This window comes from Tamlana crocina, from assembly GCA_040429635.1.
GTDB lineage: Bacteria > Bacteroidota > Bacteroidia > Flavobacteriales > Flavobacteriaceae > Flavisericum > Flavisericum crocinum.
In genome coordinates this window covers 1600014-1624289 of record CP158972.1, presented here as the reverse complement: position 1 = coordinate 1624289, position 24276 = coordinate 1600014, and the positions used below count along the sequence as shown (strand labels likewise).

General features: G+C 39.6%; 21 protein-coding genes. 13 read left to right on the top strand and 8 right to left on the bottom strand.

Translation table 11 applies throughout. The features are described 5' to 3' along the window. Window positions 1–139 precede the first annotated feature (139 nt). The 6 genes from ABI125_07350 to ABI125_07325 form a co-directional block, all read right to left on the bottom strand. A complete protein-coding gene (locus ABI125_07350; protein XCF07669.1) occupies window positions 140–1606 on the bottom strand; it encodes a magnesium chelatase in 1467 nt (488 codons plus the stop codon). Window positions 1607–1710: 104 nt separating this feature from the next. Further along, window positions 1711–2838, bottom strand: a complete 1128-nt coding sequence (locus ABI125_07345) for a VWA domain-containing protein (GenBank protein ID XCF07668.1) — start codon at window positions 2836–2838, stop codon at window positions 1711–1713. An 88-nt stretch (window positions 2839–2926) separates the two neighbouring features. Further along, entirely contained in the window at window positions 2927–3604 is a 678-nt protein-coding gene (locus tag ABI125_07340; GenBank protein XCF07667.1) for a Crp/Fnr family transcriptional regulator, read from the bottom strand. Window positions 3605–3654: 50 nt separating this feature from the next. Next, complete coding sequence (locus ABI125_07335; GenBank protein ID XCF07666.1) at window positions 3655–4494, bottom strand: universal stress protein; 840 nt, start codon at window positions 4492–4494, stop codon at window positions 3655–3657. Window positions 4495–4580: 86 nt separating this feature from the next. Next, complete coding sequence (locus ABI125_07330) at window positions 4581–5630, bottom strand: response regulator (GenBank protein ID XCF07665.1); 1050 nt, start codon at window positions 5628–5630, stop codon at window positions 4581–4583. A 90-nt stretch (window positions 5631–5720) separates the two neighbouring features. Then, complete coding sequence (locus ABI125_07325) at window positions 5721–6971, bottom strand: PAS domain-containing sensor histidine kinase (protein XCF07664.1); 1251 nt, start codon at window positions 6969–6971, stop codon at window positions 5721–5723. 122 nt (window positions 6972–7093) lie between these two features. Here ABI125_07325 and ABI125_07320 point away from each other — a divergent pair, with 122 nt between their 5' ends. The 12 genes from ABI125_07320 to ABI125_07265 all read left to right on the top strand — a co-directional run bounded on the left by ABI125_07320 (window position 7094) and on the right by ABI125_07265 (window position 21305). Further along, window positions 7094–9469, top strand: coding sequence for a heavy metal translocating P-type ATPase metal-binding domain-containing protein (locus ABI125_07320; protein XCF07663.1), 2376 nt, complete (start codon window positions 7094–7096; stop codon window positions 9467–9469). Between the two features lie 158 nt (window positions 9470–9627). Then, a complete protein-coding gene (ccoS, locus tag ABI125_07315; protein XCF07662.1) occupies window positions 9628–9852 on the top strand; it encodes a cbb3-type cytochrome oxidase assembly protein CcoS in 225 nt (74 codons plus the stop codon). Further along, the gene (gene ccoN / locus ABI125_07310) at window positions 9830–12010 is read left to right on the top strand and encodes a cytochrome-c oxidase, cbb3-type subunit I (protein ID XCF07661.1); all 2181 of its coding nucleotides are present in this window, start codon (window positions 9830–9832) and stop codon (window positions 12008–12010) included. Before ccoS ends, ccoN begins: the two co-directional genes overlap by 23 nt. 22 nt (window positions 12011–12032) lie before the next feature. Beyond that, the gene (locus ABI125_07305; protein XCF07660.1) at window positions 12033–12218 is read left to right on the top strand and encodes a CcoQ/FixQ family Cbb3-type cytochrome c oxidase assembly chaperone; all 186 of its coding nucleotides are present in this window, start codon (window positions 12033–12035) and stop codon (window positions 12216–12218) included. Then, window positions 12215–13120: a cbb3-type cytochrome c oxidase N-terminal domain-containing protein gene (locus ABI125_07300; GenBank protein ID XCF07659.1), complete on the top strand. Its 906-nt coding sequence runs from the start codon at window positions 12215–12217 to the stop codon at window positions 13118–13120. Before ABI125_07305 ends, ABI125_07300 begins: the two co-directional genes overlap by 4 nt. Window positions 13121–13252: 132 nt before the next feature. Further along, on the top strand, window positions 13253–14677 hold the full coding sequence (gene ccoG / locus ABI125_07295) for a cytochrome c oxidase accessory protein CcoG (GenBank protein ID XCF07658.1): 1425 nt from the start codon (window positions 13253–13255) through the stop codon (window positions 14675–14677). Window positions 14678–14860: 183 nt separating this feature from the next. Next, window positions 14861–15307 (top strand): FixH family protein, encoded by a 447-nt coding sequence (locus ABI125_07290; protein XCF07657.1) that lies wholly within the window; start codon window positions 14861–14863, stop codon window positions 15305–15307. A 1-nt stretch (window position 15308) separates the two neighbouring features. After that, window positions 15309–16010 carry a sulfite exporter TauE/SafE family protein gene (locus ABI125_07285; protein XCF07656.1) on the top strand — a complete coding sequence of 234 codons (702 nt, stop codon included), beginning with the start codon at window positions 15309–15311 and terminating at the stop codon, window positions 16008–16010. A gap of 196 nt (window positions 16011–16206) precedes the next feature. Then, window positions 16207–16878: a TetR/AcrR family transcriptional regulator gene (locus tag ABI125_07280; protein XCF07655.1), complete on the top strand. Its 672-nt coding sequence runs from the start codon at window positions 16207–16209 to the stop codon at window positions 16876–16878. 1 nt (window position 16879) lies between these two features. Continuing rightward, window positions 16880–18547: an ATP-binding cassette domain-containing protein gene (locus tag ABI125_07275; GenBank protein ID XCF07654.1), complete on the top strand. Its 1668-nt coding sequence runs from the start codon at window positions 16880–16882 to the stop codon at window positions 18545–18547. A 2-nt stretch (window positions 18548–18549) separates the two neighbouring features. Beyond that, a complete protein-coding gene (locus ABI125_07270) occupies window positions 18550–19908 on the top strand; it encodes a biotin/lipoyl-binding protein (protein XCF07653.1) in 1359 nt (452 codons plus the stop codon). Then, window positions 19905–21305: a TolC family protein gene (locus ABI125_07265; GenBank protein ID XCF07652.1), complete on the top strand. Its 1401-nt coding sequence runs from the start codon at window positions 19905–19907 to the stop codon at window positions 21303–21305. The genes ABI125_07270 and ABI125_07265 overlap by 4 nt, the downstream gene beginning before the upstream one ends. A 9-nt stretch (window positions 21306–21314) precedes the next feature. Here ABI125_07265 and ABI125_07260 read toward each other — a convergent pair whose 3' ends face one another. Together ABI125_07260 and hemN are read right to left on the bottom strand one after the other, a co-directional pair. Continuing rightward, window positions 21315–22148 (bottom strand): universal stress protein, encoded by an 834-nt coding sequence (locus ABI125_07260; GenBank protein XCF07651.1) that lies wholly within the window; start codon window positions 22146–22148, stop codon window positions 21315–21317. A gap of 29 nt (window positions 22149–22177) precedes the next feature. After that, window positions 22178–23542: an oxygen-independent coproporphyrinogen III oxidase gene (gene hemN / locus ABI125_07255; GenBank protein XCF07650.1), complete on the bottom strand. Its 1365-nt coding sequence runs from the start codon at window positions 23540–23542 to the stop codon at window positions 22178–22180. Window positions 23543–23657: 115 nt separating this feature from the next. Here hemN and ABI125_07250 point away from each other — a divergent pair, with 115 nt between their 5' ends. Further along, window positions 23658–24212, top strand: a complete 555-nt coding sequence (locus ABI125_07250) for a superoxide dismutase family protein (protein XCF07649.1) — start codon at window positions 23658–23660, stop codon at window positions 24210–24212. Window positions 24213–24276 lie beyond the last annotated feature (64 nt).

Sequence of the window (24276 nt, the reverse complement as noted above, 5' to 3'; positions counted from 1 at the left end):
AAGCACTGAAAATAATGGAATAAAAAAATACGATTAAACCTTGAATGCTAAATCGTATTCTTTTATTTAGATTCCCGTTTTTACGGGAATGACAATTTCAATGGAAACCCGATGCAAATCCTCGGGCAACTCCTTTCAATTAAATACCACTAATAAAACTACCGTAGGGATCTTTAAACTGAAGTCCTTCCGAAAAGCGCTTTTTACTTAAAAGTTTAAATTCTACCAATGCCCAAAGAATAAACTCTTTAATAAAATACTGGTCTTTCTTTTGAGTTTCGGGCTGAAATTTGTCTAGTAAATCGTTTAATGGAGCAATAGCATCCAACAAGTTTTTGTATTCGGCATCATTGATATCGTCCAACAGTTCAAAACCATCTTTTTCGTTGAAAAACCACGATACCAAGTCGTCATATGGACTTTCATCGGTTTGCTTTTGCAATTTTTCTATTTTTGGGAACAGCTTTGGAAAGATACTTTTTACGGCTTCACCAATCAGATTGTAAGCCACTACTGCAGCACCTTCCTGCTCGCCTTCGTAAACCAGCTCCACTTTTCCGGTTATAGCCGGAATGATACCCACAAAATCTGAAAGCCGTACGGTGGTTTTAGCGTCGCCACTAATTAGCGCTCGGCGCTCGGCGGTACTCATCAAATTCTCTAAAGCTGTAATACTCAATCGGGCACTCACCCCACTTTTGGCATCAATGTAGTCGCTCTTACGGGCTTCAAAAACAATCTGCTCCAATAAATCTCTTGCCAAATCGGGAACAACCACATTGCTTTTTTGATTTTCAACCAATTTAGCTTCTTGTTCGGTAATCCGTTTGGCGGTTTCAATATCGATGGGATAATGGGTTAAAATTTGTGAACCTATACGGTCTTTCAGTGGCGTTACAATACTGCCGCGGTTCGTGTAATCTTCGGGGTTTGCTGTAAACAGAAATTGAATATCGAGCGGCAAGCGCAGCTTAAATCCTCTAATTTGAATATCGCCTTCCTGTAAAATATTGAACAGCGCCACCTGAATCCTGGCCTGCAAATCGGGTAATTCGTTTATTACAAAAATACAGCGGTTGGCTCGAGGAATCATACCGTAATGAATCACTCTATCATCGGCATAACTTAGTTTTAAATTGGCCGCTTTTATGGGATCTACATCGCCAATAATATCGGCTACCGTAACATCGGGGGTGGCTAGTTTTTCTGCAAAACGCTCACTTCGGTGCAACCAAGAAATAGGGGTATCATCTCCTTTTTCGTTTATCAATTCTTTGGCGTACCTCGAAATCGGATTGAATGGGTCGTCATTAATTTCGGAACCTTCAACAAAAGGGATATATTCATCCAATAAATTGAGCATTAAACGTGCCAATCGAGTTTTGGCCTGTCCTCGAAGCCCCAGTAAATTGATATTATGTCGTGATAAAATGGCACGTTCCAATTCTGGGATTACGGTGTTTTCGTAACCATGCACGCCCTGAGATGTCGTTTCTTTATTTTTTATTTTCTTGATGAGGTTATCTCGCAATTCATCTTTTATGGATTTACTTTGATAACCTGTTATTTTTAATTCACCTAGTGTGTTTATCTTTTCTATTTTCATATTTTAATTTACTTAAGATACATCTCGACTCCGCTCGATGTACAATTATGCTTCAAATTTTAGGGAGGAACTTTTTACTTCTAACTTCAAACTTTTAAACTATTTTACCCCCTTATCCGTTTTTTTCTATTGGTTTCATAATCTTCAAAAATCATTTCACCCAATCCTTTAATTCCAGTGTAAAAGGCCTTGCCCTGATTGGCATAGGTAAACTCCCTGACAAACTGCATTAAATAATCATCTTTCGCAATCATAAAAGTGGTAATGGGAATGTGCAAACGACGAGCTTGCTGTGCCATCATGTAGCACTTGTTTACAATATTGGGGTTCAATCCAAAGCTGTCCTTAAAATATTCACCGTTGGGCAAACGCAAACAACTCGGTTTACCATCGGTAATCATAAAAATTTGCTTGTTGGTGTTTCGCTTTCGTCTGAGCAAATCTAAAGCCAATTCTAGCCCCGCCACAGTATTGGTATGATACGGCCCTACTTTTAAATAAGGCAAATCTTTGATTTCAATTTGCCAAGCATCGTTACCGAACACCAAAATATCGAGCGTGTCTTTGGGGTAACGCGTGGTAATGAGTTCAGCCAAAGCCATCGCCACTTTTTTTGCCGGAGTAATACGGTCTTCACCGTAAAGAATCATACTGTGACTAATGTCAATCATCAGCACGGTACTCATTTGCGATTTATGCAAGGTTTCTTCAACCACCAAATCGTCCTCAGATAATGTGAAATCTGAAATACCATGACTGATCTGTGCATTTTTTAAACTTTCGGTCATCGAAACTTTATCGAGGGCATCGCCAAATTGGTAGCTTCTAAAATCGCCCGTGTGTTCGTCACCAATGCCAGGGCTTTTGCTTTTGTGGTTGCCCTGTCCGCTGCGCTTAATTTTTCCAAAAATTTGGTCGAGAGCTTGTTGGCGGATGGCGCGTTCGGTTTTGGCCGTAATGGCCAACGAGCCATTTCCGTCGGGGTCGATTTCCTCACGCAAATAGCCTTTCTTTTTAAGGTCTTCTATAAAATCATCAATGGTATAATCGGGAGTAGTCAATTCGTATTCCCTATCGAGTTCGCGCAGCCAATCTATCGCTTCGTCAAAATCGCCCGAAGTATGGGTAATCAATTCCTTGAAAATTTCGAATAGTTTTTCGAAGGGCGATTGGTTTGGCGCTTCGTAACTTTTAAAAACAAATCCTTTTCTTGGAGCATTAAGTGGTTTCATAGCTGTATAAAATTAGCATTTTTTTATACAACGCACCAACAAATGCCCATTAGATTTATTTATGGCTCTACATATCAAATCGATAAGTCTACCTCACCCGTTTTAAGCCTTCAATGTCTTCTATCTTTATTTGCTTACCATTTGCAGACACCAGGCCTTCCTTTTTAAACTGCGACAATACACGGATGGCAGACTCTGTTGCCGTGCCCACTATATTGGAGTAATCTTCGCGAGAGAGCATCACGCTAAGGCTTTTATCGGGGTTTACGCCAAAGCTATCGTGAATAGATATAAGGGTTTCCGCGAGACGTTGGCGAACTGATTTTTGTGCCATATTTACAATAAAATCATCGGCTACTTTTAAATCCCTCGCCATTTCCTGAAGCACATCAAACGAGAATTTCGGATTATTCTGTAAACTATTTATTATTTCGCTTTTAGGAATAAAGCACACTTCCATATCGGTTAGTGCTGTTGCCTGAAGGTTGGAATTCTCTACAGAAACCAGCGAGCGCTGCCCCAGCAAATCGCCCTTAACCACCATTTTCACAATTTGGTCTTTTCCGTTCTCACTTAATTTCGACAGTTTACAGATACCATCCCTTACGCAAAAAACACCGTTAACCGCTTCGCCTTCATCAAAAATAACTTCGCCCTTTTTTATGATTTTACTGGTTTTACAACCAGAAACCCGAATTAACTCTTCTTTTGATAAAGATTTTAAAGCATTAAATTGTTTGATTATGCATTGCTCACATTTTCCCATACCTATTTTTCTTTAATATTATTTGATTTGAAATAAGCTAAATGCACTGATTAGTGCAAAACCAAAAAAGGTACGTTTTTGTAATAATTCACTTTGTCGATGGATGGTTGGAACAAAATCCGTTGCAGATAATTGAGATTTTTAGCCAATACAGATATTAAACTTATGTCCTTAAAATCTACAAATTGTTGTACAGCGCAATCTATTTGTTTATGAGCCAAAAAGTAGAAATTATGCTTCTGCCCCATAAAATAATCTCTTAAAAATTCTTTGTTTTGCTTTTGTTCTTCGTTCAATATTGGGGTATCCTTGCTAACATTCAATACATTTACTTTACCTTGATGTCCCCTTAAAATATCGGTCAACGATTGTAAGGTATCTGGGCTATAAACTATTGAAAAATCTGTAGGCAAAGCCACTTCCTTGGGCGGAACATACTTGGCGTTTTCTGGTACAACCAGTGTAGTACATTTTACTTTGGTGATTACGTTTCCGGTGTTTCCACCTATAGCCAAACCTTTAACACCAGAAGTTCCCTTAGTACCCATTACAATTAAATCGATATTGTTCTTTACTACCTGTTCGCGTATGGAACCAATAAGATTATTACTATCGGAAAACGTAAAAAAGCGATGATTGGGACCTTTGTTAAAGCGTTTTGAAATGCCCGCCACCATTTCCTTCAACAAGACTTGTGAAGGTTTATTTAGTGTTGATACCACAGTATTTTCATAATGCACATAAAAACTGTCGTCTGCTTTTAAGGCATCACCGGCACTAACATGCAATAAATAGAAATTACATGCCGACTTTTTAAAAAGCTGGATGGCGTACCCAATGGCATTCCATGAATTTTCTGAAAAATCTGTTGGTATTAAAATATTCTTCATGCCCTTTATCTTCTATAATGCAAAAATAAAGGCATGAGAGCGAATGAAATATGACCAAAATCATAATTCAGGCTTAAGCTGAAGCGTTAACTAATTTGCTGTAGCCTATCGATATCTAAAATCTTGATGTTCCGTCCTTCAATTTCAATGAGCCCCATATCCTTAAATCCAGAAAGGGTGCGGATTAAACTTTCTATGGCTACTCCGGCGACACTGGCCAAATCGTTTCTTGAAATCCTAATGGCTTGGTTGGGTTTTCTATTGAGTTTTTCGGCAAACTCTATTATGGTTGAGGCCGTTCTTTTTTTTACAGAACTATAGGCCATTTGTAAAAGCTGGTCTTTAACATGAGTGAGATCGTCGGTTAACAACTGTATAAGCTCTAAAGTTACTTTATGGTTATTATCGAGCACCTTTATAAGTTCACTTTTAGGTAAAGCTGTAAGTTTTGAGGCTTCGACGGCCGTCGCCGTTTCTTGGTAGGTTGTATTTTGGGTAAAGGAAGTGTAACCAAACAAATCGTCTTCTTTGTACAATGCGGTGGTTAAGTCTTTGCCTTTTTCGTCTAATTTATGGCACTTAATCAACCCTTTGGAAATTAAATAAACATTATTGGAGTGATCGCCCTCTTCATAAACCAATTGTCCTTTTTCAAAATCGATTTCTGTGCCGTTGTCGTCAAAAAAATTCTTTAAATCATTCAGTGTTCTCAGTTCTTCGTCCTGTTCTTCAGTTTCCTGTTGCTCCTCACTTTTTTCTTTTAAAATGGCTGCCTTTGCCAAACGGCTTTCTATGGCGCTAGTCAGTTCTTCTTCCTCAAAAGGTTTGGTAATGTAATCGTCAGCTCCCAAATCCATGCCTTTGCGCACATCTTTTCGTTCGGTTTTTGCTGAAAGAAATATAAATGGAATATGCTTCGTCCTATCATTTTTCGATAATGCTTCCAATACGCCATAGCCATCTACTTCGGGCATCATAATATCGCAAACCACTATATCTGGCAAATGGGTTTTGGCCACCTCTACCCCTATTTTTCCATTGGGAGCTGTGGTTACAAGGTATTCGGATAGCTCTAGCAATTCTGCCGTATTTTCCCTTAAAATAATATCGTCTTCTATCAATAATACTTTTTTCATATGCTTTATCTCTTGTTTTCTAACACTAACACGTCACAATCTAAAAACCTTTTTGCTGAAACAAAAAGATAGAGGTTGCCGTTTCATTAATTAATGTTGCGCTGTTGCTTTATTGGGTATTGTAAATGTAAATTCGGTTCCTTTATTTTCTTCGCTCGTAAAACTTATGTTCCCTCCTAGGTTCTCTAAATGGGTTTTCACAATGTTAAGCCCTATTCCTGTACCTTGCGTTAACAGTGCGTTTTCAGCCCTAAAATAACGATTAAAAACTTGTTTTTGGTCTTTTTCCGGAATGCCAATACCGTTGTCTTTTATTTTGAAAACGGTGTAGCTTTCGTCCTGTTTGATATAGATATCGACCAATGTATTTTCAGGCGAATACTTTATGGCATTATGCAATAAGTTAGACAAAGCCAATTCGATTATTTTTTCATCCTGATACAATGAATAGTCTTCAATATTTTCTGGATAGTTGATGGTCTGCCCTTCTTTTAAAAGCATGTTGGCATTGTACACCACCTCGTTAACTACTTTGCTAATTTTAAATGTACTGAATTTGTAATTTACCTTTCCGTTTTCCAGCTTTTCAATCGACAGAAAATCGTTCAAAATATTATTTAAATAACGGACTTTATCTGAAATGGTCTTTATGTGCTTATCCCGTCGTTCCTGTTGCTCGGTCAATTTATATTTGGCCAGCAACATTGCAGAAGTTAAAATACCACTCAACGGGGTTTTAAATTCATGAGACACCAAAGACAAAAATTTAGTTTTTAACTCATTGAGTTCCTTTTCCTTTTTTAAGGCCTCTTTGGTTTTATTTTGGGCCTCGATCCGTTTTTTTATTTCTTCGTCGCGTTGAAGATTCGCCATTTTTAAGGTCTGAACAATTGCACTAAGTTCTTTGGTACGTTCCTCTACTTTCTTTTCCAGTTGTGTATTGAGTTCCTGCAATTGCAACTCTTGTTCTTTACGCACCGATATATCAATCACCAAAGCCATAACGTACGATTCGCCATCAATTTCCATAGGGTTTAAACCCGCCTCAACTGGAAAGTTACTTCCGTCTTTCCTTGCCCCATACAAATCGCGTCCATGCCCCATCCTCCGGCTTTCCTTTTGTTTCATAAAGCCCTCAACATGGCTTCCGTGGCTGGCCTGATACCTCTGTGGAATTAAAACACTAAGCGGTTTGTGCAAAAGTTCATGTTTGTCATAGCCAAACATACGCCCTGCCGAAGCATTGGCCGCTACAATTTGCTGCTGATTATTAACCACTATCACACCTTCTGAAACAGCTTCAAAAAGTACATTAAAAACATTTTTTTCGTTTTGGAACATTATAAAACCTTGAGCATACTATTAATTTGAAGATGTGTAAAAGTAAATAAAACATGACAATTATCATATTTAAACGCCCATCGATTTTAGATTTTTGCCCAAGGTATAAATGAGCAAATATTATGGAGCACAACACATGTTTTCACTGTGGGTTGGATGCGACTTCCTCTAACATTATTTTTAACGACAAACTATTTTGTTGCAATGGTTGCAAAACCGTTTATGAAATCTTTTCGGAGAACGACCTAAGCTGTTACTACGATTTGCAACAGGCTCCAGGAGCCACCCCAAAGGAAGTTGAGGGCAAATACAACTTTTTGGACAACGAAAAAATCATTGAGCAATTATTAGAATTTAATAGCGACGATACACAAATCGTTACGCTTTACATTCCGCACATTCATTGCAGTTCGTGCATTTGGGTGTTGGAAAACCTCAACAAACTTAATCCGTCAATTAGCGCCTCAACCGTCAATTTCGGGAAGAAAACCGTGCGGGTTACTTTTCAATCTGAAACCTTATCGCTAAAAGATTTGGTATTGCTCTTGAGCCGAATTGGCTACGAACCGTTTATTAGTTTAGACGATTACAGCGTGGGCAAAAAACAGGTAAACCGTTCGTTAATTTACAAATTGGGCATTGCGGGTTTTGCCTTCGGAAACGTGATGTTTTTATCCTTTCCGGAGTATTTTGAAGTGGGCGAGTTTTGGCTCGAACAGTTTAAACCGCTGTTTAGGTGGCTTATGTTTGCTTTTTCGGTCCCCGTGGTGTTTTACTCCGCACAAGACTATTTTATTTCGGCTTACAAAGGATTGAAATCAGGCATATTGAATATTGATGTGCCCATTGCTTTGGGTATCGTGGTATTGTTTTTAAGAAGCACGGCAGAGATTATGTTCGATTGGGGTTCGGGCTTTTTCGACAGTTTAACAGGCTTGGTGTTTTTCCTTTTGCTGGGCAAATTCTTTCAGCAGAAAACCTACTCTTTTTTGTCATTCGAGCGCGATTACAAATCGTATTTCCCCATTGGAATCACCAAAATTTCAGAGAACGGAACAGAGGAATCCATTCAAGTTTATGATATAAAAAAGGGCTACCGATTACTGATTAGAAACGAAGAACTCATCCCTGTCGATTGCATTTTAATAAAGGGAAACGCTCGAATTGATTACAGTTTTGTTACCGGTGAATCGAAAACCGTATCGAAACAATCGGGCGACAAACTTTTTGCCGGCGGAAAACAAGTGGATGGCAGCATTGAGGTAGATGTTCTAAAATCGGTGGAACAAAGTTACCTCACCCAATTGTGGAGCAACGATGTATTTAAAAAGGATAAAGCACTTGCTTTTACCAACATTACCAACAACATTAGCAAACACTTTACACTTGCTATTTTATCGATTGCCGTTTTGGCTACGGCGTTTTGGTTAGTGGCCGATTCCAGCAAAGCCCTAAACGTATTCACTTCGGTATTGATTATTGCCTGCCCCTGTGCCATCGCCTTGGCGGCACCGTTTACTTTGGGGAATATTTTACGCATTTTAGGTAAAAAGAAATTCTATTTGAAAAACGCTTCGGTTATTGAACAACTTTCAAAAATAAACACCATCATTTTTGACAAAACGGGCACCATTACCGCCAATAAAGAAACCCAAATCGATTACGAAGGCTTGCATTTAAGCCATGAGGAAGAAACTTTGCTGAAAAGCACCCTGCGAGGTTCCAACCATCCGTTGAGCCGCTCGTTGTACCAAATTTTGAACCAGAACGACATTTTGACTTTAGATGACTACACCGAACATTTGGGCAAGGGCATTGAAGCCAAATACAAAAGCCAAAATATTAAAATAGGCTCGGCTTCTTTTGTTGGCCACAATACTGAAACGGCTACGCTCAATACCAGCGTACACATCAGCACAAACGATACTTACAAAGGAAAATTTACCTTTTACAATGCCTACCGCAAAGGGCTTTCAAAATTGTTCAATCGGTTGAAAAAAGAATACGACTTGGTAATCCTTTCGGGCGATAATTCTGGTGAAAAAGAAAATTTAACGAAGTTACTTCCCGCGAAAACCAAACTGATTTTCGACCAAAAACCGGAGGACAAACTAGAATACATCAAGTACCACCAAACCGAAGGCGCCAAAGTGCTTATGGTTGGCGATGGACTAAACGATGCCGGAGCTTTGGCACAAAGCGATGTGGGCATAGCCATTTCGGAAAACGTGAACGTGTTTTCGCCCGCCTGCGACGCCATTTTGGATGCTTCAAAATTCAATCAACTGCACAGCTATATCAGGGTTTCAAAATCGGCCATAAAAATCATCAAATGGAGCTTTTTGCTCTCTTTTATTTACAACTGTATCGGGCTTTATTTTGCCGTAACCGGACAATTAGCCCCGGTAGTCGCCGCCATTTTAATGCCTTTAAGTTCTATAAGCATTGTTGTTTTTACAACGGTTGCCACCAATATTTTGGGAAGAAAATTAGAATAAATACGCCACTAATACACGAATATTAAAAAATAAAAGTGGGCTTCTAAAATAATGCATTAGTGAATTCGTGGCAAAAAACAAATATAAACTAAACATGACAAATGTCATTTTTTAAGTTAAGCGATGAAAGTACTTTTGACACATAACTTCAATTAGGTATGAGTGTTATATATATTCTATTAGCTATAAGCATTGCTGTGGCCATCGGGTTCTTTGTGGCCTTTATTATGGCCGTAAAAAAAGGACAGTTTGATGACGGTTACACGCCATCGGTACGCATGCTTTTTGAAGACGAGTTGGTAAAAACCGATCCTAAAAAAACAATACAAACCAAAAAGAACAATAACCAAAATCACACAAATGGAACAGTTTCATTACGATAACAAAATCGTTAAAAATTTCCTTTACGCCACTATGCTTTGGGGCGTGGTAGGTATGTTGGTGGGCTTACTTCTGGCCTTCATGTTTTTATTTCCTAATTTAACCGATGGCATCTCGTGGCTCAGTTTCGGGCGTTTGCGCCCGCTCCACACCAATGCAGTGATTTTTGCCTTTGTAGGTAACGCCATTTTTGCAGGGGTTTATTACTCTACCCAACGATTGCTAAAAGCCAGAATGTTTAGCGATGTATTGAGCAAAATAAACTTTTGGGGCTGGCAACTTATTATTGTGGCTGCTGCGATAACCCTACCATTGGGTTATACCTCTTCCAAAGAATATGCCGAACTGGAATGGCCCATAGATATTGCCATTGCCATAGTTTGGGTGGTTTTCGGGTGGAACTTAATCGGTACTATTTTAAAAAGAAGACAGCGCCATTTGTATGTGGCCATTTGGTTTTACCTCGCCACATTTGTTACTGTGGCCGTTCTGCACATTTTCAATAGCTTGGAACTTCCCGTTAGCGGATTGAAAAGTTATTCGGTTTATGCCGGTGTTCAAGACGCTTTAGTACAGTGGTGGTACGGACATAACGCCGTAGCATTCTTTTTAACCACTCCGTTTTTAGGACTGATGTACTATTTCGTTCCAAAGGCAGCGAATCGCCCGGTGTATTCCTACCGACTGTCCATCGTTCACTTTTGGTCATTAATCTTTATTTACATCTGGGCAGGACCGCACCACTTGTTATATACCGCATTGCCTGAATGGGCCCAAAATTTAGGGGTGGCATTTTCGGTTATGCTTTTAATGCCATCATGGGGTGGTATGATAAACGGTTTGTTGACCCTGCGCGGGGCATGGGACAAAGTGCGCACCGACCCTGTTTTAAAATTTATGGTAGTGGCCATTACAGGTTATGGTATGGCTACTTTTGAAGGTCCTACTTTATCACTTAAAAACGTAAATGCCATTGCCCACTTTACCGATTGGATTATTGCCCATGTTCATGTTGGTGCATTAGCCTGGAACGGGTTTTTAACCTTCGGTATGGTTTATTATTTAGTGCCTAAACTATTCAAAACCAAACTATATTCTTTAGGATTAGCGAATTTGCATTTTTGGATCGGCACCCTGGGTATCATTATGTATGCACTGCCCATGTACGTGGCTGGTTTTACTCAAGCGAGTATGTGGAAACAATTCAATCCTGACGGAACGCTTACCTACGGAAACTTTTTGGAAACAGTTACCGAAATCATTCCTATGTACTGGATGAGAGCTATTGGAGGTTCATTGTTTATCATCGGAATGCTAGTTATGATTTACAATGTTATAGTTACCATAAAACAAGGCAGTGCTGTTGAAAACGAACTGGCTGAAGCTCCCGCTTTAGAGCGCGTTAGCAAAAGAAGAACCGCCAACGAAGGCTGGCATACTTGGTTGGAGCGTCGCCCTATCCAATTAACCATTTTAGCCACTGTGGCTATTTTAATTGGTGGTATTATACAAATTGTACCTACCATCATGGTAAAATCGAATGTACCAACCATTACAAGCGTAAAACCTTATACGCCTTTAGAGTTGGAAGGTCGCGATATTTACATCCGCGAAGGCTGTGTGGGCTGCCACTCGCAAATGATTCGTCCGTTTAGAAGCGAGGTAGAACGCTACGGCGAATACTCAAAAGCAGGGGAGTTTGTTTACGATCACCCGTTCCTTTGGGGCAGTAAACGTACCGGACCCGATTTGCACCGTGTTGGCGGAAAGTATTCCGACAACTGGCATTTCAACCACATGTACGATCCGCAAAGCACCTCTTCGGGTTCTATCATGCCTCGTTACCAATGGCTGATTACCAACAAATTGGACAAGTCGAACACCGAAGCCAAAATGGAGGCGATGGTAGCTTTGGGTGTACCGTATTCTGAAGAGGATATTACCCAAGCTCAAGAGCAAATGGAGGCACAAGGGGCACAGATTGAAGAAAACCTTTATACCGACCCCGATTTTGCGAAGGCCTACGAAGCCGACAAAAAATATGCTTCTGAAAATGGAGAACCTTTTGTTGAAATGAAAGACAGAGAGATTACGGCACTTATCGCCTATTTACAGCGATTGGGCACCGATATCCATGTAGAAACCACAGCACAAAACTAACCATCAAAAAAAGACCAAAATCATGTTAAAATTTGTAAAAAATCACATGGAAAGCATCACGGGCATAGAAATATACCCCATCATTTCCTTGCTCATATTTTTCACCTTTTTTGTAGTACTGTTTTGGTGGGTGTTTACCGCTAAAAAAGACTATATAAAAACCGTAAGCCATATTCCGTTAGACCATCAAAACGACGATACATTATGATACGACACATTCCATCTTGGGTTAGGATACCCGTAGCATTTTTCATCATCTTCGGAGCTGTAGAATATTTTATAGACTCGGGCGACAAGCCAGCTTTCATTGAGTATCCCGTTGTTTTGCTGTTCCTATTTTTAGTACTTCTTATTTTAATAGCCATTGAAGCCATTGTTGGTGCTTTAGAAAACATCATGCTTCAAAAACTGGACGATAAGGCCAAAGCACGATTTTTAGCTGAAAAAGAAAGCACCTATAAATTCACTTGGCTTAAAGAAACCTATATAAAACTACTTGGACAAAAACCTTTGGAAGAAGAAGGTGAAATTATTTTAGACCACAACTACGATGGCATAAAAGAATTGGATAACAACCTCCCGCCTTGGTGGCTATATGGTTTTTATATTTCCATCATTTTCGGTGCCGTGTATTTACTAAAATATCATGTTTTTAATGGCGACACGCAAATTGATGAATTACAAACCGAATTGGCCGAAGCCAGAACAGCCATAGAAGAATACAAAAAAACCGCTAAAGATTTGGTTGATTACAACACGGTGGAAATATTGACCGATGCTGCCGATTTAAAAGCTGGACAAACCATTTTTGAAACCAACTGTGTAGCCTGCCACAAAGCCGATGGCGGAGGTGGAATTGGCCCTAACCTAACCGACGAGTATTGGATTTTGGGCGGCGGTATTAAAAACGTGTTCAAAACCATTTCTGAAGGTGGCCGTTCCGGAAAAGGGATGATTGCCTGGAAACAAAACCTTAAGCCTTACGAAATGGCCCAGGTAGCGAGTTACGTCCTTCAATTTCAAGGCACAACTCCAGCCGAACCCAAAGAAGCACAGGGTGAGCTTTGGACAGCGGATGAAGCCCACCCCGAAAACATTGAAACGCCTTAACCACAGAAAAAAACATCAAAGAGATTGACTTTACGGCTCGTTGAATACCAATTAATAGCACTTTAACTTCAACTAAACTGTACACAACCTGTCGTGAGACCGGTATCACGGTAGGTTTTAAAACAAAACAAATTGGAGACCCCAGACAACGAAATATTCAGAGACTCCATTGGCACGGTTACCGAAGAAGGTAAACGCGCTTGGGTGTACCCTAAAAAACCCAGCGGCAAACTTTACGACTACAGAAAATGGGTAAGTTATTTTCTGTTGGCATTTTTGTTGGTATCGCCTTTTATTAAGGTTAACGGCAACCAGTTTTTAATGTTCAATATTATGGAACGCCGATTCAATATTTTCGGATTTCCGTTTTGGCCTCAGGATTTTCATTTGTTTGTTATTTCGATGCTGATTGGCGTGGTATTCATTACCCTATTCACTGTAGGGTTTGGACGTATTTTTTGCGGGTGGATTTGTCCGCAAACCATTTTTATGGAAATGGTTTTCAGAAGAATTGAATATTGGATTGATGGCGACCGCAACAAACAACGCAAATTAGACAAACAAAAATGGGATGCCGAAAAAATAAGAAAACGCCTTTTAAAATGGTTTATCTTTTTGGTGATTTCGTTTTTAATTGCCAACATATTTTTGGCCTATTTAATTGGCAGCGACAAACTATTGCGTTACATCATCGATGGACCGCTTGAACACTTGGGCACACTTTTTCCGTTGTTAATTTTTACCGCGGTTTTCTACTTTGTTTTTGCATGGTTTAGAGAGCAGGTTTGCATTATTGCCTGTCCGTATGGTAGACTGCAAGGAGTACTTTTAGACACCAAATCGATTGTTGTGGCCTACGACCATAAACGCGGTGAGGCCGAAAACGGACGCAAAAAGTTCAGAAAAAATGAAGACCGACAAGCCTTGGGTTTTGGTGATTGTATTGATTGCTTTCAGTGCGTAAATGTTTGCCCAACGGGCATCGACATTAGAAACGGTACACAATTGGAATGTGTAAACTGCACCGCTTGCATTGACGAATGCGACCACATTATGGAAAGTATCAATTTGCCAAAAGGGTTGATTCGATATGCCAGCGAAGAAAATATTGAAAACAAAAACCCATTTAAACTTACGCCCCGAATGAAGGGCTACATAGCCATTTTAGTTATTTTAATTGGGATGCTAACGGGAATGCTATTTTTAAGGAACGATGTTGAAGCCAATGTTTTGAGACTGCCCGGCCAGTTGTACGAGCACAAAGAAAACAACATGATCAGTAACGTGTTTACTTATAAATTAGTAAACAAAACCACAAACAACATCAATAATGTGAGCCTAAAATTATTGTCGCATAAAGGGGGATTGAAATTAGTATCGACCGAACAAAGTTTTACCGTACCCGAACAGGGCATTGCCGAGGGTACATTATTTATTGAGATTAACAATGCAGCGCTTTCGGGCGACAGAAACAATATTAAAATTGGGGTGTACCAAGACGATACGCTTATTGAAACCACAACCGCCAACTTTTTGGGCCCGCGAAGTTTTAGGTAAGCGCGGCGATTGGAGCTGAAACAAAACTTGCGGATGGGCGCATTAGGGATTGAACAGTTTGTTTGAGCTCGCCGACGCAGGAGGCAGCGAGCTGTGAAAGCCCGACCCGAGGTAGCGAGGGTAATGCCAAAAATATAACTATGAAACCCTGAAAATGGTAAAGGGAAAATAAAATTTAAAATTATGAAAATAAATTGGGGAACCGGAATTGTAATAGCCTTTATTGGCTTTATAAGCTTTATCATGTACTTTATTGTTACAATGAACGTGAACAGCAAATACGACCACGATTTGGTTACGGAAAATTATTATGCCGAAGAACTGAGCTATCAAAAAGATATTGATAAGCTAAGAAACGCAAAAACATTAAGCGAAAACATAAGCTACAAACGCATAACCGAGGGATTGGTTATTTATTTTCCGAGTAACGTTGATTTTAAAGAAATTACCGGAAAAGTGTTCCTGTACAGGCCATCTAACAAACAATTGGACTTTGATACTGCTATTTCATTGTCCAAACCTTATTTGCTCATACCTGACAATCGTTTGGTGGATGGCCGTTGGAACATTAAAATAGATTGGCAATACGACAACCAATCGTATTTATTCAAAGAAACCTTAAATTATTGATATGTTAGTTTCGGCATTTGTTTTGGGGCTTTTGGGCAGCTTGCACTGCGTGGGCATGTGCGGTCCCATTGCATTTATGCTTCCGGTTGACCGAACCAATAATTTAAAAAAGTTCACACAAATTGGCATTTACCATTTTGGCCGATTACTGGCTTACTCGTTAATTGGATTCGTTTTTGGTCTTGTTGGAAAAAGTCTTTCTTTGTTTGGGTTCCAGCAACAACTTTCCATTGCCATTGGCTTATTAATGATATTGGCGGTTGTAATTCCGCAGAAAACACTCAGCAAATACAACTTTTCTAAACCGATTTATAGAATGATTTCGAAAGCGAAATCGGCACTAGGCCATGCTTTAAAGAAAAAAACACCAGATACCTTTTTAACCATTGGTTTTTTAAATGGTTTTTTACCCTGTGGCTTGGTTTACATGGCCATTTTTGCTGCTATTGCCAGCGGCAAAGCTTTAAACGGAAGTTTGTACATGGCCGTTTTTGGTTTGGGTACCGTACCGTTAATGACTACCGCCGTGTATTTTAGTCAGTTATTGAAAGGCACAGCCAGGCAGCGCATTCAAAAAGCCATTCCAGCTTTTGTAGTGATTATTGGTGCTTTGTTTATTCTTCGTGGTATGGGGCTTGGCATACCTTACCTCTCGCCCGCTCCTGTTTACGATTTGGTTTCCAGCGGTATGGAGTGCCATTAAGCGCACTCTTCACTTTTATTTTCCATAGTGTTTATTGATTGAACATCAACAAAATTGATAGTTTTATTGTCCATTTTAATAGCAATACTATTATATTTGCGTTTATAAATTTCAATAAAGCCTGTAGCGGGCATTTTGGAATTTAGCCAACACCAACTAAACCATTAAGAAAACAATGGTCGCAAAATTTAAATAGATGAAAAATTTACTTTCTAATTTAAAAATTTCTGTACCTGACAAGATTTATGTGAAAGATCCCGAGTCGTCAGAATTGGGGAAGCGCATCGTGGAAAATGGCATCCTTTTGATTGATGAACTTGGGTTTGACAGTTTCACCTTTAAAAAATTAGGCATTAAAATTGGATCTAACGAAAGTTCCATTTACCGTTACTTTGAGAGCAAGCATAAATTTCTGCTGTACTTATCGTCGTGGTATTGGGCATGGATCGAATACCAATTGGTTTTTGAAACCCATAGTTTGAGCTTGTGCGACAAACTGGAAAAAGCCATTGATGTGGTTACCCGAAACACTAAGGAAGACTCTAATTTTTCACATATCAATGAGGTGGTTTTAAACCGAATAATGATCAACGAAAATTCAAAATCCTTTTTAACAAAGGAAGTTGACCAAGAAAACAAAGAGGGCTATTTTGTGATTTACAAGCGCATTGTACACCGCCTTAGGGATATGATAAAAGAGATAAACCCCAATTACGAATTTCCGTCAACGCTTGCCAGCACTATTATTGATGGTAGCTTGCACCAACATTTTTTAAAGGATCATTTTGCATCGATAACCGATTGCAAAACGGGCGATACCCCAACCCTATTTTACAAAAACCTTGTACTAAAAACGCTGAACACTTAATATGGAACACACAAAAATGACGCCTTGGAAACGCTTAATCGGTCTGCTTCAACTAGAAAAACGAGATATCCGGCAAATTTTTTATTATGCCATTTTTTCGGGTATTGTAGCTCTATCATTACCTTTAGGCATCCAGGCCATCATTAATTTAATACAAGGTGCCCAAGTATCTACCTCGTGGATCATTCTGGTTATTTTGGTAACATTGGGCGTAGCTTTTTCAGGGGCTTTGCAACTCATGCAACTGCGCATTATCGAAACCATCCAACAACGTATTTTCACACGTTCGTCGTTCGAGTTGGCCTATCGTTTCCCGAAAATAAAAATGGCCGAACTGCGCAATTATTACCCGCCCGAGTTGGCCAATCGTTTTTTCGATACGCTCACCATTCAAAAAAGTTTATCTAAAATATTGATTGATGTTCCCACGGCAGTACTTCAGATTATTTTTGCACTCATTCTGTTATCATTTTACCATCCGTTTTTTATCGTTTTTGGCATCTTATTGTTGGTATTGGTTTTTGTAGTTTTCAAATTCACCGCGCAAAAGGGACTGGAAACCAGCTTAAAAGAATCGAAAAACAAATACAAAGTAGCCCACTGGATTCAAGAAATTGCAAGATCGGTTATCAGCTTTAAACTTTCAGGAAGTACCAATTTAGGAATGAGTAAAAACGACCTTTTGGTAAATGATTATTTAAAATCGAGAGAAAGCCACTTTAGCATCCTTATGCTCCAATTCATCCAAATGATTAGCTTTAAAGTCATCGTTACCGCCAGTTTATTGCTTATTGGTGGGGCTTTGGTACTTAACCAAGAAATGAATATCGGGCAATTTGTTGCTGCCGAAATCATCATTCTTTTGGTGATTGCTTCGGTGGAAAAATTGATTTTGGGACTGGAACCCTTTTACGACACCCTCACCTCTTTAGAGAAAATTGGGCAAATTGTTGACAAAGAACTGGAAAGCCAAGAAGGCAATTCACCTTCATTTTCAAAAGGCATCCATATTGAGCTTGACCAAGTTTCCTATGAAGTTTCCAACCGAAAAAAACCCATATTAAAAGATATTTCATTCAACATTAATGCACAAAGTAGAATTTTAATACAAGGGGAAAGTGGCGCGGGAAAATCCACTTTGCTGCAATTAATTTCAGGGGTAATCAAGGCCACTTCTGGCCATATTTATATAAACGATATGTCTATCGACAGTCTTCACATTAATTTTTACAGATCGCAATTGGGGTTGTCGCTCTCTCACGAAACACCTTTTGAGGGCACAATTAGGGAAAATTTAACCTTCGGAAATTCTGAAATTCCAGACGAAGAACTTTATGAAGTGCTCGACATTGTTGGCTTGAAACCGTTTATAAGAGATCAGGACAAAGGATTAGACACAGTACTTTACCCCGACGGCAAACAAATGAGTTACACCATTTCCAAAAAATTGGTTTTGGCCCGCGCCATTATCAAAAAGCCCAAATTGCTCATTCTTGAAGATGCTTTAGATCGTTTCCATCAAGCCGAAACCAACACTATTATTGATTATTTATCGCACAAAGACCGACCTTGGGGGCTTATCGTGGTAAGCAGCAGCAGCGCTTGGATAGATAAATGCACCGAACTCATCAATTTAGATCGTGGAACCATCAAATTTAAACGTAGTTAAACATGCTCAATATATCTCCAAACCCATTGAATAAAAAAATAGACTTGACCATGTTTAAGTCTGCCAATAAAATAATGGGCAAAACCTATTATAAATCGTTTAACAAGTTTTTGTTGGCCGCAGCTATAATTGGCTTTATTGTGCTTTTCCTCCCTTGGACGCAAAACATCACCGGGCAAGGATTGGTAACCACCTTAAAACCCAACCAACGCCCACAAACCATACAATCGCAAATTCCCGGCCGTATTGAAGAATGGTTTGTACAAGAGGGTGATTTTGTAAAAAAAGGCGATACCATTTTAAGGATTTCCGAGATAAAAAGCGACTATTTTGACGACCAACTTGTTGAGCGCACCAATGAGCAAATCTTGGCAAAATCATCATCAGTTACAGCTTATGAAGGCAAAATTAAAGCTTTGAACCGACAAATTTCAGCATTAGAAAGTGAGCGAAAACTCAAACTGAAGCAAGCGGAAAACAAACTGATGCAATCGCAACTTAAAGCAAAAAGCGATAGCATAGATTTGGAAGCCGCAAAAACCAACCTGAGTATTGCAGAGCGCCAGTTTAACCGAACACAAACCTTACAGGAAGAAGGGCTTAAAGCCGTGAAGGATGTGGAGGAAAAACGCTTAAAACTTCAGGAAACACAGGCGAAACTGATTTCACAGGAAAACAAATATCTAGCCAGCCAAAACGAGGTTATCAATGCACAATTGGAACTATCGAGAACCAACGCCACCTTTACCGACAAAATATCGAAAGCGCAAAGCGATATGTTTACGGCACAATCCAGTCAATTCGATACCAAGGCACAGGTTACCAAACTTGAAAACACCTATTCTAATTACAAAAAAAGAAACAGTCTTTTATACGTAACGGCTCCCCAAGATGGCTATATAAACCGTGCTGTAACAGGCGGTGTCGGGATTACTTTTAAAGAAGGCGCCGACCTTGTGGGCATTATGCCAGCACAATACGATTTGGCCGTTGAAACCTTCGTTAGACCTATAGATTTACCACTTTTACACATTGGGGAAAAAGTGCGCGTACAGTTTGACGGATGGCCAGCTATTGTTTTTAGTGGATGGCCCAACGCCTCCTACGGAACTTACGGCGCCAAAATAACGGCCATTGAACGTTTTATAAGTGACAACGGGAAATATAGAGTATTGTTGGCTCCCGATGAATCCGACCATACTTGGCCAAAAGATATTAGAGTGGGATCGGGCGCAAGAACCATTGCGTTATTGGAAGATGTGCCTATTTGGTTCGAACTTTGGAGGCAAGTTAACAGTTTCCCGCCTAACTACTATCAACCAGCAACCAATAAAACGGCTTCAAAAAAAGATAAAAAATGAAACGATTTATTGTAGGCTTTCTATTGTTCATTAGCGGTTTTTTGACGGCCCAAGACAGCACTTCGGTCATTTCATTAGCCGAATACCTAGGCTATGTAAAAGCCTACCACCCCATTGTAAAACAAGCCAATTTGGTGATTTCGGAAAGCGAGGCCAAACTACTCAAAGCACGTGGTGCGTTCGACCCCAAAGTAGAAGTTGATTACGCCCGAAAAACATTTAAAGGCACAGAGTATTACGACAAGCTCAACGCCTCATTCAAAATCCCGACATGGTTTGGCATTGAATTTAAAGGTAACTTTGAGGAAAACACGGGTTATTATTTGAATCCGGAATCAACAGTGCCAACCGATGGACTTTACAGCGCCGGGGTTTCCATTCCCGTGGCACGTGGGTTGCTCACCAATAAACGCATGGCCATGTTACGGCAATCTAAATTGTACGTAAACCAAGCGAAAGCAGACCGCCAAATGCTCGTGAACCAAATTTTATACGATGCCACACTCGCTTATTTTGATTGGCTAAAAACCTATAACGAAAAACAAGTTTACGAAGCCTTTTTAACCAATGCCGAAATGCGTTTTAATGGCATAAAGAAGAGTTTTGAAACCGGAGACAAACCTGCCATTGATACTTTAGAGGCACGGATAACCCTAAATAACAGAAAACTGAATCTGGAAAAAGCACGGATAAAATTTGTGAAATCGACATTAAACGTATCGAATTTTTTGTGGCTGAACAACGATACGCCCATTGAATTGAAAGATGGCATGGTTCCGAACACCAACACATTTGAAACTATTGATACTACACTCAACACCGCGGAACTGGACATTGAAAGCTTTAATGTGGAAAATCACCCCAAACTAAAGTCTTTGGACTACAAAATAAAAAGTTTAACCATTGAACAACGCCTTAAACGCAATAACCTATTACCACAGATCGATTTACAGTACAATTTTCTATCTGAAACTCCAGAAATAGCACGCTCGTTCAGCACATCAGCTTACAAAAGCGGTTTGAATATTTACATTCCGTTGTTTTTGCGGAAGGAACGTGGCGATTTAAAATTGGCTAACTTAAAATTGCAAAACACCACCTTCGACCTCCAAAACACCAAAGTAAGCCTTAAAAATAAGATTGATGCCATAAGCCAGGAATTGAAATCGTACTCTCTGCAAAACCAATACACCAAAGCCATTGTTGAAGATTACGGCAAAATGCTCACTGCCGAAGAACGCAAATTCTTTTTGGGCGAAAGTTCGTTGTTTTTGGTCAACTCAAGAGAGTCAAAACTTATTGATGCCAAACTAAAAGCCATTGCTTTAGAGAATGATTTTTTCAACACCAAAGCATCACTATTCAATATTTTGGCCATTCACAATCCCGATTTATAAAATAGAACGCTATATCTTAAAAGTTACAACAGGCAAGTTAGCATGGTTGGCTACATCTTCACCCACACTACCTTCAAAGAAGTGTGCCAAGCCTTTTCGTCCGTGGGTTGGAATAGCAATAATATCGGCATGTATTTTATTGGCGAAATTTAAAATACCTCCCTCAACCGTATAGTCCGACACATAACTCACATCGGCCATTTTATCCAAACTTCGTTCAGCTTTGGTAAAAAAGTTAATCACTCGTTTTTCAATTTCTGCGGTACTTTTAAATCGTTCATTGGGTAAATTTACATACACCAAATTCATTTTTGCCCCCGTTTTTCTAAAAAATCGATCCGCTTTCAAATAAGGCTCTATAGCTTCCTCCGAAAAATCGCAAGCAAACACGCCCGATTTATAATCGGTAGTTTTCACATCGTTTTTCACAACAAGGACTGGAATTTCCGAATGGCGCACCACCCGCTCTGTATTAGACCCCACAAAAAACTCCTTAAAGCCCGAAGCGCCATGAGACCCCATAACAATAAGGTCGGCATTGTTTTCAATAGCCACATCGTTAACCTCGCTAAACACCTTAAAATGTTTAATAATAGGTTTGATTCGAATGCCTTTTAAGTAGTCCTTTTTCAAAAATTCCTCAAACTTTTGTTCAGCCAACTGAAGGAAAAACATGCTTTTTTGGTTTTGCATGCCCCCCGAAGCCGAAAGCATAATGTCGGACATTTCGAGCATATGTAGCACCAACAATTCGGCATCAAACTTTTTGGCGAGCTGTGCCGCTGTTTTTAATGCGTATTCTGATTGTTCTGAAAAATCAACTGGAATTATAATGGTTTTCATTTTTGTTTGATTTTAGGGTGAAACTTGGTTTAAACAGTCATGGAAAACAATTGCGTATCGGGTTGTTTTCGTTGCAATAGCACATCGAAAGCCATGCAAATATTTCTAACAAACGGCCTTCCTAATGGAGTTACCTCGATACCGTGGGCGTTGATGTTGAGCAATTGGTCTTTTTCCATTTCACTTAACTTTATAAGCACATCTGGAATTTCCTTAAAATACAAGGTTTTATCGCGCCACGATGTTTTAAATTGACACATTAAGTTAAGAATATGTTTTCGGATTATCAAATCTTCATCGCTTAAAATATGCCCGCGATACACCGGAATGGTGTTTTCTCCCAACAAACGATAATAATCCTCAATTTTCTTTACATTTTGCGAAAACCCGTACCAACTATCGCTTATTGACGATACGCCCAACCCAATCATGGCTTGGGTTTTTGATGCTGTATAGCCCATAAAATTTCGGTGTAAACTCCCATTTTGCATCGATTGGAACAAACTATCGGTTTCTAGAGCAAAATGATCCATCCCTACTTCGGTGTAGCCCACTTCGGCCAACAGTTTTTTTCCTAATTCGTACTGTTGCCGCTTTAGTTTTGCCGATGGTAAATCGGCTTCATCAAATCCGCGTTGCCCATTACCTTTTATCCACGGCACATGCGCATAGCTATAAAACGCCAAACGGTCGGGCAACAGTGCCTTGGTTTTTAATATGGTTTGCTGAACGTGCTCTAAGGTTTGGAACGGTAAGCCAAAAATAATATCGTGCCCCACCGAGGTATAGCCTATTTTTCGGGCAGCACCGGTTACCCGTTTAACATTTTCAAAAGGTTGGATGCGATGAATGGCCTTTTGTACGGTTTCATTGTAATCCTGAACACCAAAACTCACTCGCCGAAATCCCATATCGTAAAGCACTTGCAAATGCTCGGTTGTAGTATTGTTGGGGTGCCCCTCAAAACTGAATTCGTGGTTTTCAGAAACTTCCGAAGTCTTCAAAATACCGTCAATCAACCGTTTTAAATTTTCAGTACTAAAAAATGTTGGCGTACCGCCCCCCAAGTGCATTTCCTTAATTTTGGGCTTTTTACCCAAAAACCCCAAATAAAGGCTCCATTCTTTCAAAACCGCTTCAATGTATGGCGACTCTACGCCGTGTTGCTTAGTAATCCGCTTATTGCATCCGCAAAACGTACACAAGCTTTCGCAAAACGGTAAATGTATATAAAGACTAACGCCCTCATCGGTATTACTTTCCTTAAACGACTTCACCAATGAATCTTTCCATTTTTCCAAAGAAAAAGTATCCGAATTCCAATACGGCACCGTTGGATAGCTAGTGTATCTCGGTCCAGAAATATTGTATTTATTGACTAATGATTGTAACATACCTAACATTTAAAATGTCAAAATTAAATGAATCCGACACATAAAAATATGATATAAGTCAATCTGTAGTTTACAATTGTTTTAACTTAAGGCGAACCTAAAAAGCTCAAAACACATGAAAAAAATAAGCATAGTAATTATTACCCTGGCCATAGGATTATTGTCTTGTAAAAAGGAGAAAAAGGAAACTGAAACAACAGAAATAGCAACCGAAACTCGCAAGAAAATTAAAATGACCTTAGTTGCTAAAAACGATAGCAATGTGAGTGGCAAAGTGGTTTTTAAGGAAGAGGACGAACAAGTAATCATGACGGCCATAATCAGCGGGCTTGAAGCTGGACAACATGCCATCCACATCCATGAATCGTCTGACTGTTCTGCTCCCGATGGCACATCGACCGGTGGTCACTGGAACCCTACTGCACAACCTCATGGAAAGTGGGGTGCTAACGCAGGTTACCACAAAGGTGATATTGGCAACTTTACTGCAGATGAAAACGGTAACGGAACCATTTCGTTCACTACAGATGAATGGTGTATTGGTTGCAACGATGAAAATAAAAACATTGTTGGAAAAGCCATTATAGTTCATGCTGGGGCCGACGATTTTACATCTCAACCTTCGGGGGCGGCTGGTGCTCGAATAAGTTGCGCGGGAATTATAGAGTAACGCCAACCTCTTTTCTTATCAAAAATTAACATAACGTTGACATTTAATATCGACCTGTTGTTTG

What these genes read in the sequence shown, in the direction of transcription:
- hemN (XCF07650.1), bottom strand. Translation starts at nt 23,542, where the DNA reads ATGTTACAATCATTAGTCAATAAATACAATATTTCTGGACCGAGATAC.
- ABI125_07270 (XCF07653.1), top strand. Translation starts at nt 18,550, where the DNA reads ATGCTCAATATATCTCCAAACCCATTGAATAAAAAAATAGACTTGACC.
- ABI125_07335 (XCF07666.1), bottom strand. Translation starts at nt 4,494, where the DNA reads ATGAAGAATATTTTAATACCAACAGATTTTTCAGAAAATTCATGGAAT.
- ABI125_07275 (XCF07654.1), top strand. Translation starts at nt 16,880, where the DNA reads ATGGAACACACAAAAATGACGCCTTGGAAACGCTTAATCGGTCTGCTT.
- ABI125_07260 (XCF07651.1), bottom strand. Translation starts at nt 22,148, where the DNA reads ATGAAAACCATTATAATTCCAGTTGATTTTTCAGAACAATCAGAATAC.
- ABI125_07305 (XCF07660.1), top strand. Translation starts at nt 12,033, where the DNA reads ATGTTAAAATTTGTAAAAAATCACATGGAAAGCATCACGGGCATAGAA.
- ABI125_07280 (XCF07655.1), top strand. Translation starts at nt 16,207, where the DNA reads ATGAAAAATTTACTTTCTAATTTAAAAATTTCTGTACCTGACAAGATT.
- ccoN (XCF07661.1), top strand. Translation starts at nt 9,830, where the DNA reads ATGGAACAGTTTCATTACGATAACAAAATCGTTAAAAATTTCCTTTAC.
- ABI125_07250 (XCF07649.1), top strand. Translation starts at nt 23,658, where the DNA reads ATGAAAAAAATAAGCATAGTAATTATTACCCTGGCCATAGGATTATTG.
- ABI125_07320 (XCF07663.1), top strand. Translation starts at nt 7,094, where the DNA reads ATGGAGCACAACACATGTTTTCACTGTGGGTTGGATGCGACTTCCTCT.
- ABI125_07285 (XCF07656.1), top strand. Translation starts at nt 15,309, where the DNA reads ATGTTAGTTTCGGCATTTGTTTTGGGGCTTTTGGGCAGCTTGCACTGC.
- ABI125_07325 (XCF07664.1), bottom strand. Translation starts at nt 6,971, where the DNA reads ATGTTCCAAAACGAAAAAAATGTTTTTAATGTACTTTTTGAAGCTGTT.
- ABI125_07290 (XCF07657.1), top strand. Translation starts at nt 14,861, where the DNA reads ATGAAAATAAATTGGGGAACCGGAATTGTAATAGCCTTTATTGGCTTT.
- ABI125_07350 (XCF07669.1), bottom strand. Translation starts at nt 1,606, where the DNA reads ATGAAAATAGAAAAGATAAACACACTAGGTGAATTAAAAATAACAGGT.
- ccoS (XCF07662.1), top strand. Translation starts at nt 9,628, where the DNA reads ATGAGTGTTATATATATTCTATTAGCTATAAGCATTGCTGTGGCCATC.
- ABI125_07330 (XCF07665.1), bottom strand. Translation starts at nt 5,630, where the DNA reads ATGAAAAAAGTATTATTGATAGAAGACGATATTATTTTAAGGGAAAAT.
- ABI125_07265 (XCF07652.1), top strand. Translation starts at nt 19,905, where the DNA reads ATGAAACGATTTATTGTAGGCTTTCTATTGTTCATTAGCGGTTTTTTG.
- ABI125_07340 (XCF07667.1), bottom strand. Translation starts at nt 3,604, where the DNA reads ATGGGAAAATGTGAGCAATGCATAATCAAACAATTTAATGCTTTAAAA.
- ABI125_07300 (XCF07659.1), top strand. Translation starts at nt 12,215, where the DNA reads ATGATACGACACATTCCATCTTGGGTTAGGATACCCGTAGCATTTTTC.
- ABI125_07345 (XCF07668.1), bottom strand. Translation starts at nt 2,838, where the DNA reads ATGAAACCACTTAATGCTCCAAGAAAAGGATTTGTTTTTAAAAGTTAC.